Source organism: Streptomyces prasinopilosus (assembly GCF_001419695.1).
Taxonomy (GTDB): Bacteria; Actinomycetota; Actinomycetes; order Streptomycetales; family Streptomycetaceae; genus Streptomyces; species Streptomyces prasinopilosus.
In genome coordinates this window covers 1-9,714 of the sequence record NZ_LIRG01000004.1, presented here as the reverse complement: position 1 = coordinate 9,714, position 9,714 = coordinate 1, and the positions used below count along the sequence as shown (strand labels likewise).

At 72.6% G+C, this 9,714-nt stretch carries 5 protein-coding genes and 2 pseudogenes; 3 read left to right on the top strand and 4 right to left on the bottom strand.

Annotated features, from left to right (window positions below):
• The 3 genes from AOK18_RS00255 to AOK18_RS00245 form a co-directional block, all read left to right on the top strand.
• Window positions 1-579 (top strand): LuxR C-terminal-related transcriptional regulator (locus AOK18_RS00255; protein ID WP_055692905.1); only part of this gene is annotated, 579 nt, incomplete at its 5' end.
• A 150-nt stretch (window positions 580-729) separates the two neighbouring features.
• Entirely contained in the window at window positions 730-2,406 is a 1,677-nt protein-coding gene (locus AOK18_RS00250) for a sensor histidine kinase (protein ID WP_095534088.1), read from the top strand.
• A 128-nt stretch (window positions 2,407-2,534) separates the two neighbouring features.
• Entirely contained in the window at window positions 2,535-4,904 is a 2,370-nt protein-coding gene (locus AOK18_RS00245) for a glycoside hydrolase family 65 protein (RefSeq protein ID WP_055692904.1), read from the top strand.
• Between the two features lie 21 nt (window positions 4,905-4,925).
• Here AOK18_RS00245 and AOK18_RS00240 read toward each other — a convergent pair whose 3' ends face one another.
• The 4 genes and pseudogenes from AOK18_RS00240 to AOK18_RS33765 all read right to left on the bottom strand — a co-directional run.
• A complete protein-coding gene (locus tag AOK18_RS00240; protein ID WP_055692903.1) occupies window positions 4,926-5,423 on the bottom strand; it encodes a lamin tail domain-containing protein in 498 nt (165 codons plus the stop codon).
• Between the two features lie 241 nt (window positions 5,424-5,664).
• A complete protein-coding gene (locus tag AOK18_RS00235) occupies window positions 5,665-7,032 on the bottom strand; it encodes an FAD-dependent oxidoreductase (protein WP_055692902.1) in 1,368 nt (455 codons plus the stop codon).
• Between the two features lie 144 nt (window positions 7,033-7,176).
• A pseudogene (locus tag AOK18_RS00230) lies at window positions 7,177-9,155 on the bottom strand (ATP-binding SpoIIE family protein phosphatase); the annotation flags it as partial.
• A 2-nt stretch (window positions 9,156-9,157) separates the two neighbouring features.
• A pseudogene (locus tag AOK18_RS33765) lies at window positions 9,158-9,676 on the bottom strand (histidine kinase); the annotation flags it as partial.
• Window positions 9,677-9,714 lie beyond the last annotated feature (38 nt).

Here is a 9,714-nt window from a genome sequence, read left to right as displayed (position 1 = left end):
ACCGTCGTCGGCGAGGCCGCCACCGTCGAGCAGGCCCTGGTCCGCGTCCCCGCGCTCCGCCCCGACGTGGCCGTCCTCGACGTCCGCCTGCCCGACGGCGACGGGGTGACCGTGTGCCGCGAGCTGCGCTCGACGCTGCCGGATCTGGCCTGCCTGATGCTCACCTCGTTCGACGACGAGGAAGCCCTGCTGGACTCGATCATGGCGGGCGCCTCCGGCTACGTGCTGAAGCAGATCCAGGGCTCGGACCTGGTCACGGCCGTGCGGACGGTGGCCTCCGGACAGTCCCTGCTCGACCCGAGCGCCACCACCCGCCTGATGGCCCGGCTGCGGCAGGAACAGGAACCGGAGGAGGAGCAGGACGCCCTGCCGGGACTGACCGAACGCGAACGGGAGATCCTCGCCCTGATCGGTGAGGGGCTGACCAACCGGCAGATCGGCCAGCGGCTGTACCTGGCGGAGAAGACGGTGAAGAACCACATCTCCCGGCTGCTCGCCAAGCTCGGTGTGGAACGCCGGATCCAGGCCGCCGTGATCGCCACCCAGGCACGGGACCGGCCGCGGCGCACGAGCCGCTGACACCCGGTCCACCGACCGGTGGGTGACGGCCGGACCCCGCCCGCTACCGTGGACCTGCCGGACACACGCCGCCGGTGGGGCGAGCGAACGGGAGGACCACGGGTGGAGAGCTCCGAGCGGGACGGGGACACCCGTCCGCTGCTGCCGCAGATGCGGCTGGACGAACTGCTGGAGGAGCTCCAGGCCCGGATCGACGCGGCCCGCGGCACGCGGGACCGGGTGCACAGCCTGCTGGAGGCCGTCCTCGAGGTGGGCCGCGAGCTGGACCTCAAGCAGGTCCTGCACAGCATCGTCGACGCCGCGGCGGTGCTGGTGGACGCCGAGTACGCCGCCCTCGGCGTGATCGGACCCGACGGCAAGCGGCTGTCGGCCTTCCACACGGTCGGCGTCAGCGAGGAGGAGATCGCCCGCATCGGCCACTACCCCGAGGGCCACGGCATCCTCGGGGAGCTGATCCGGCACCCCCAGCCGCTGCGGCTGGCGAAGCTGTCCGGGCACCCCGCGTCCTTCGGCTTCCCGGCCCACCACCCGCCGATGAACAGCTTCCTCGGCGTCCCCATCCGGGTCCGCGACCAGATCTTCGGCAACCTCTACCTCACCGAGAAGCGGGCCGGGGCGCAGTTCGACGAGGAGGACGAGTCGGTCCTGTCGACCCTCGCCGTCGCCGCCGGCGTCGCCATCGACAACGCCCGGCTGTACGAGGAGTCCCGGCTGCGGGAACGGTGGCTGCAGGCGAACACGGAGATCACCCACGCCCTGATGTCCGGCAGCGGAGGCAGCGAGGCCCTGCTGCTGATCGCCGAACGGGCCATGGAGATCACCGGCGCGGCGCTCGCCGAGGTGGCGGTGCCGATGGAGGGCACCGCGTCCCTGACGGTGGAACTGGCCCTGGGGCATGAGGCGGAGGCCCACCGCGGGCTCGTCGTCCCCGTCGACGACAGCCTGCTGGGCCGGGCATTCACCAGCGCCGCCCCCGTGACCAGCCCGGACGTCTCCTGCGACGCGCGGGTGTCGTCCGGACCGCCGCGCTTCGCCGGCCTCGGCCCGGCGGTGGCCGTGCCCGTGGGGTCCGGGGACGGCGTACGGGGCATCGTCCTGCTGGTGCGCGCCGCGGGCGGCGTCGAGTTCTCCGAGAAGGAGATCGAGCCGCTGCAGGGCTTCGCCGCGCAGGCCGCCGTGGCCGTGGAACTGGCCGAGCGCCGCCGCGCAGCCGAACAGATCGCGGTGCTCGAGGACCGCGACCGGATCGCCCGGGACCTGCACGACCTGGCGATCCAGCGGCTGTTCGCCACCGGGATGACGCTGCAGAGCGCCGGCCGCTTCATCGAGCACAAGGAGGCCTCCGAGCGGGTCTCCCGCGCGGTGGACGACCTGGACGAGACCATCAAGATCATCAGGTCGACCATCTTCGGCCTGCGCGCCCACGACGCCGCCTCCGGCACCGGGCTGCGGGCCCGTGTCGTGCGGGTGGTCGGCGAGACGGCCCCCGTGCTGGGCTTCGCGCCCAGCGTGCGGATGGAGGGCCTGGTCGACACCCACGTGCCGAAGGAGACCGCCGACCACCTGGTGGCCGTCCTGTCCGAGGCCCTGGCCAACACCGCCCGGCACGCGCGCGCCGGCCGGGTCGAGGTGGCCCTCGAGACCGACGGCCGCGAGGTGCGGCTGACCGTCGCCGACGACGGCGTGGGCATACCGGAGGGGGGCCGCCGCAGCGGACTGCGCAACATGGCCGAACGCGCCGCGCAACTGGGCGGCGACCTGGAGATAGACAGCGCCCCGGACCGCGGCGCCACCCTGGTCTGGCGCGTGCCCGTGCGCGAGGGCTAGCCCGTCGCGCGCGCTCCACGCCGGTGGCTCGGGCACGTCCGCCCGGTGTGTGCCCCGGTCCCGCGCGGGGTACCCCGTGCGGGACCACCGGAGCCCTCCACTGGGCCTCCCGGGGAAGGAGCGCCGACGTGACCGGCTGGATCTGGGAGTACGAGGGATACGATCCCGCCGAGGTGCGCCTGCGCGAGTCGCTGTGCACGCTCGGCAACGGCTTCTTCGCCACCCGGGGGGCGCTGCCGGAATGCGTCGCCGACGACGTGCACTACCCGGGGACGTACGCGGCCGGCTGCTACGACCGGCTCACCTCCGAGGTGGCCGGGCGGCGCGTCGAGAACGAGGACCTCGTCAACCTGCCGAACTGGCTGCCCCTGCGGTTCCGGCTGCCCGGAGGACCCTGGCTGACCCCCGACACGACACCCGTGCTCGACCACCGTGAGACCCTCCGGATCTCCTCGGGGCTGCTGGAGCGACTGACCCGGTACGACCTGGGGGAGGGCCGGGTGCTGAGGGTGCGCCAGGAACGCCTGGTGCACATGGCCGACCCCCATCTGGCCGCGCTGCGCACCGAGTTCACGGCCGAACGGTACTCCGGCGCGCTCGAGGTCGAGGCGGCCCTCGACGGCGGCGTCACCAACGCGGGGGTGGCCCGCTACCGGGACCTGGACGGCCGGCACCTGACCCACGTGCACGGCGGCAGCGCGGCACCGGACACCGTGTGGCTGCACTGCCGCACCCGCACCTCCGACGTCCGGATCGCCCTCGCGTCCCGGCTGTCCTCCGAGGCGCCCGTCACCTTCCGCAAGGAGAACCCGCGGGCCGTCCAGCTGACCCGGCTGCACCTGACCGCGGGCCGTGCGGCGACCGTGGACAAGGTCGTCGCGCTGTACACCTCGCGCGACCCGGCCATCAGCGACCCCCTGCACGCCGCCGTCGACCGGGCGGACCGCGTCGCCCGCTTCGAGGAACTGCTGGAGTCCCACCGGACGGCCTGGGGACAGCTGTGGCGCCGGGGCGAACTGGAGGTGCCCGGCGAGGCCGGTACCATCCTGCGCCTGCACCTCTTCCACGTGCTGCAGACCCTCTCCCCGCACACCGAGGACCTGGACGTCGGGGTGCCGGCCCGGGGACTGCACGGCGAGGCCTACCGCGGGCACGTCTTCTGGGACGAACTGTTCGTGCTGCCCTACCTCAACCTGCACTTCCCGGAGGTCTCCAGGGCCCTGCTGCACTACCGGTACCGGCGCCTCGACCGGGCCCTCGCCGCCGCCCGGGACGCCGGCCGCCTGGGGGCCATGTTCCCCTGGCAGAGCGGCAGCGACGGCCGGGAGGAGGCCCAGCAGCTCCACCTCAACCCGCGGTCGGGCCACTGGCTGCCCGACCACTCCCGGCTCCAGCACCACGTGGGATCGGCGATCGCGTACAACGTGTGGCAGTACTGCGAGGCCACCGGCGACGCCGAGTTCCTGCACACCAAGGGCGCCGAACTGCTGCTGCAGATTTCCCGCTTCTGGTCGGACGCCGCCGCCTACGACCCGCTCCTGGGCCGGTACCGCATCAAGGGCGTGATGGGGCCCGACGAGTACCACGACGCCTACCCCGACGCCGCCGAACCCGGACTGGACGACAACGCGTATACCAACGTCACCGCGGCCTGGGTGCTCGCCCACACCCTCGACGTGCTGCGCACCCTGCCCGAGCCCCGCCGGCGGGAACTCGACGAACGGACCGGTCTGGACCGGAGCGAACTGGAGAAGTGGGAGGAGGTTTCCCGGGCCCTGCACGTACCGTTCCACGACGGGGTCATCAGCCAGTTCGAGGGGTACGGAAAGCTCGCCGAACTCGACTGGAAGGAGTACCGGCGGCGCTACGGGGACATCCGGCGCCTGGACCGGATCCTGGAGGGCGAGGGCGACACCGTCAACCGCTACCGGGCCTCGAAGCAGGCGGACGTCCTGATGCTCGGGTACCTGTTCTCCCCGGCCGAACTGCAGGGCCTCTTCCGCCGGCTGGGGTACGAGCTGGACGAGGCGACCTGGCGGCTGACGGTGGACCACTACCTGCACCGCACCAGCCACGGGTCCACGCTCAGCGGTCTCGTCCACGGCTGGGTGCTGGCCCGGGACCGGCGCGCCGAGGCCTGGACGTTCTGCCAGGAGGCCCTGCGCGGGGACATCGCCGACGTCCAGGGCGGCACCACCGGCGAGGGCATCCACCTCGGGGCCATGGCCGGCACGCTCGACCTGGTCCAGCGGGGACTGCCCGGCCTGGAGACGCGCGACGGCGGCCTCCGGCTGGATCCGGTGCCCCTGCCGGAGCTGTCCTCCTACGGCTTCACCCTGCGCTACCGCGGCCACTGGGGCGTCCGGCTGCGGCTGGAGAGCGGACGTCTGGAGATCACCGTGCCGCCGTCGGGACCCGGGCCCGTCGACGTGCGCCTCCCGGACCTCGTGGCCCGCCTCCGGCCGGGGGAGACGGGCCACCTGCCCCTGCCGGACTGACGGTCCGGCAGGGCGGGGCGGTCACTTGTGGAACGGTATGTACCCGTTGCCGTCCCGGTCGGAGCCGCGCTTGGTGTACGCGTGCACGTCGGCGCGGTTGCCCGTGGGCTTGACGAGGTAGATCGTGTCCTTGTCGTTGTTCCAGATGAAGTTGCAGTTGTTGCGGTAGGCGACGTTGTTCTTGTCGGAGTCGGTGCCGTGGCCGCCGCGCAGCTTCACGTGGTCGCGGGGCTCGAGGTGGTGGTTGCTCCTGAAGACGAACCGGTTGCCGGCGGCGTCCTTGACGACGTACCCCTTGAGGTTCACGGTCCTCGTCGACGAGTAGTTCTTGATCGTCAGGTACTCGTCACGGGTGTTGCCCGTGGAGCACTTGTTGGAGTCGGGTCCCGGAGCGTCGTACTGGACGCCACGGACCTTGAGCGCGGAGTCGTACTCCGCGGCGTGCGCCGGAACGGCCGTCAGTGCGGCCAGGGCGCCCGCGACGGCGGTGGTGGCGACGGCGGCGGTGCGTATGCGCATGAACTCATCCCCCCTGCACGATCCTTGTGTGAGGATCATGTGGTTATTCGGTGAAGGTCGGATAGTACACAACTCCGATCACCCTCACCTCCACCGGCCCCCGGACCGGGCGGGCCCGCGGCGCCACCGGGCGCGCCGGACCCCGCGGACGCACCGGACCCCGCGGACACGGCGGAGCGCCCGCCCGGTCCGTGAGGACCGGACGGGCGCTCCGCGGTGCGTCGTTACGACCGCCGTCAGGTCACGCGCCGCTCTCCCGCAGCATGTCCTCGCGCTCGACGAGCTTCACGCGCTCGCGTCCCTGCGGCTCGCCCAGCGCCTTCTCCGCGGCGTCCAGCTTGTACCAGCCGTCCCAGGTGGTGTAGCGGACGGAGTGCTCGGCGAGGAACGCGTCCACGGCCTCGGGCTCGGGCGTCGCGGGCGTCTGCAGCCGTCCGTTCGCGAAGTCGTCCAGCAGGTTCGCCACCGTCTCGTTGGCGTCGCCCTTGGTGTGGCCGATCAGGCCGATGGGACCGCGCCGGATCCAGCCGGTGACGTACGTGGACGTCAGGTGCTCGCCGTTCTCCTGGATGACCCGGCCGCCCTCGTCGGGCACGGTGCCGGAGTCGATGTCCCAGGGCAGCTTGGGGAGCCTGTCGGAGAGGTAGCCCACCGCGCGGTAGACCGCGGTGACGTCCCAGTCCTTGAACCGGCCGGTGCCCCTGACGTTCCCGGTGCCGTCGAGCTCGGTGCGCTCGGTGCGCAGGCCGATCACCCTGCCGTCCTCGCCGAGGATCTCCGACGGCGCCTCGAAGAAGTGCAGGAACAGCTTGTGCGGGCGGTCGCCGGCATCGCGGATCGCCCACTTCTCCAGCGTCTTCGCGACCATGTCGGCCTGCTTGTTGCCGCGCCGGGTGGCGATCGAGCCCTCGTCGTAGTCGATGTCCTCGGGGTCGACGACGACCTCGATGCTGGGGGAGTGGTCCAGCTCCCGCAGCTCCATCGGGCTGAACTTCGCCTGCGCCGGGCCGCGGCGGCCGAAGACGTGGATCTCGCGCGCCTTGTTGGCCCGCAGTCCCTCGTGGACGTTCGGCGGGATCTCCGTCGGCAGCAGCTCCTCCGCCGTCTTGGCGAGGATGCGCGCGACGTCGAGGGCGACGTTGCCCACCCCCAGCACGGCGACCTTCTCCGCCTCCAGGGGCCAGGTGCGCGGCACGTCCGGGTGGCCGTCGTACCAGGAGACGAAATCGGCGGCGCCGTAGGAGCCGTCGAGGTCGATGCCCGGGACGGAGGACATCGCCCGGTCGGCGGTCGCGCCGGTGGCGAAGATCACGGCGTCGTAGAACGCGCGCAGGTCGTCGAGGTGGATGTCGGTGCCGTAGTCCACGTTGCCGAACAGCCGGATCTGCGGCTTGTCGAGCACCTGGTGCAGGGCCGTGATGATGCCCTTGATCCGCGGGTGGTCGGGAGCGACGCCGTACCGGATCAGACCGAACGGCGCCGGCATGCGCTCGAAGATGTCGATCGAGACACCGGGATCGGCGGCGGCGTCGGACTTGAGCAGGGCGTCGGCGGCGTAGATCCCGGCGGGGCCGGATCCCACGACGGCTACCCGCAGGGGGCGGGGCATGGTCAGGTTCCCTTCGAGCGATGACAAGAGCCTCTCCGGGAATCCTAAACTAAGGCATACCTAACCTGGTACGCGGGTCCGGTCTATGAACTCATAAGCGGACCTTATGGGCTGGTGCGCGGATTCCCGGATGGTCCCCGTGGGTCACGGGATGGGCTGCTCGGCCCAGATGATCTTACCGGCCGGCAGGTACCTGGTGCCCCACCGCTCCGACAGCTGCGCCACCAGGAACAGCCCGCGCCCGCCCTCGTCGTTCATGGTCGCGTACCGCAGGTGGGGCGAGGTGCTGCTGCTGTCGAGGACCTCGCAGATCAGGTTGCGGTCGCGCAGCATCCGCACCTCGATGGGGCTGCCGCCGTAGCGGATCGCGTTGGTGACCAGCTCGCTCAGGATCAGCTCCGTGGTGAAGACCAGCTCGTCCAGGCCCCAGTCGGACAGCTTCCGCGCGATCCTGGCGCGCACCTCGGCGACCGCCGCCGGATCGGACGGCACCTCCCACCGGGCGATCCGGTCCTCGGTGAGCGCCCGGGTGCGCGCCACGAGCAGGGCGATGTCGTCCCGGGCCCTGGCCGGACGCCGGGACTCCAGCACGGCCCGGCAGGTGTCCTCGGGGGAGTCCCCGGCCCGGGCCAGGGCCGTGCGCAGCAGCTCCAGGCCGACGTCGATGTCGTGCTCCCGGTCCTCGACGAGCCCGTCCGTGTACAGGACCAGCCGGCTGCCCTCCGCCATCTCCAGCTCGGCCGTCTCGAACGGCAGCCCGCCCAGGCCCAGGGGCGGGCCGGCGGGCACGTTCGCGTACTCCACGGTGCCGTCCGGACGGATCAGCGCGGGCGGCGGATGGCCCGCCCGGGCGACGGTGCAGCGCCGGGTGACCGGGTCGTAGACGGCGTACAGGCAGGTCGCCCCGGTCACCGGGGCGCTGTGCTCGTCCTCCGTCTCGTCCTGGTCGATGCGGCCGACCAGTTCGTCCAGCAGGCCCAGCAGCTCGTCGGGCGGCAGGTCGAGGGCCGAGAAGTTGTGCACCGCGGTGCGCAGCCGTCCCATGGTGGCCGCCGCGTGCAGCCCGTGCCCGACGACGTCGCCGACCACGAGCGCGACCCGCGCGCCGGACAGCGGCAGGACGTCGAACCAGTCGCCGCCGACCCCGGCCTGCGCGGGCAGGTAACGGTAGGCGATCTCCAGGGCGCTCTGCTCGGGCAGGCTGCGCGGCAGCAGACTGCGCTGGAGCGTCACCGCCATGCCGTGCTCGCGCGTGTACCGGCGGGCGTTGTCGATGGACACCGCGGCCCGCGCGACCAGCTCCTCCGCCAGGGCCAGCTCCTCCTCGTCGAACGGCTCGGGTTTCCCGGACCGCCAGAAGCTGACCACGCCCAGCACCAGGGAACCGGCCCGCAGCGGCACGGTGATCAGCGAGTGGATGCCGTACGCCACGATCTGCCCGGAGCGCTCCAGGTCCTGGGCGCGCCACCCCGGGGCCTCGGCCAGCCGGGGCTCGACGAACGACCGCCCGGAGGCCAGGCTGCGGCCCTGCGGGGACGACCCGACGAACCGGTTCTGGGTGCCCACCGGGTACAGCGGGGCGTCCTCGCGGACACCGGCCGATGCCGTGCGGCGCACCGACCCCGCCACATCGGGCTCGCCGCCGGCCAGCACCGTCTCGAACAGGTCCACCGTCGCGAAGTCCGCGAACCGCGGTACGGCCAGTTCCGTCAGTTCCTCGGCCGTGCGGGCCACGTCCAGGCTGGTCCCGATGCCCACACCGGCGTCGTAGAGCATGTCGAGCCGCTCCCGCGCGGTCTCGGCCCGGCCGGAGAGGGCGCGCAGCTCGGTGGAGTCGCGGACCGTGGCGACACTGCCGGGCGGGCCCCCGGCGCGGTCGGTGGAGCGCTGGTTGACCGCCAGCAACCGGTCGCCGACCCGGTGCACCTCGTCCGTGGCGACGCGTCCCGAGGACAGCAGGGCGGCGGTGCCGGGGTCCAGGGAGAGGTCGAGCACGTCGCGGCCCTCCACATCCTCGGGCAGGCCGAGCAAGCGGTGCGCCTCGTCGTTGGCGAGGAGCAGGGTGCCGTCGTCGTCGACGATGACCACGCCCTCCCGCACCGAGTGCAGCACCGCGTCGTGGTNNCACGAGACCCACCACGACGCCGTCGGGGTTGTTCACGGGCACCACGGCCTGGACCAGCGGGCCGAGGGTGCCGGTGATCTCCTCGGTCACCGGCCGCCCGGTCAGCGCGGGCTGGAAGGCGCCGACGAACTTCTTGCCGATCCGGTCCGTCCTGGGGTGCGTGTAGCGGACGCCCTCGGTGTTCATGACGACGACGAAGTCGACCTCGGCCTGCCTGCGGATGGCCTCCGCGCGCGGCTGGAGGAGGACGGTGGGGTCGGGGGACTCGAGCGCCTCGACGATGCCCGGCGAGTGGGCCAGGGTCTCCGCCACGGCGAGGGAACGGCTGCGGGCCTCCAGTGTGCTGTCGTGCTGTACCTGCAGTACCAGCGCGACCACCGCGGACACCACCAGCAGCAGCACGATCACGACGTGCAGGATGAAGACCTGCCCGGCGACGCTGCGCGCGCTCAGCAGGGACCGGAGCCACTCCGGTGGGCGCCACCGCGAGCCACCACCCCCCTGCCGCCGCGGGCCCACGGAGGCCGTGGTGCTGGGCCGCTGGGGCGACCGGGCCG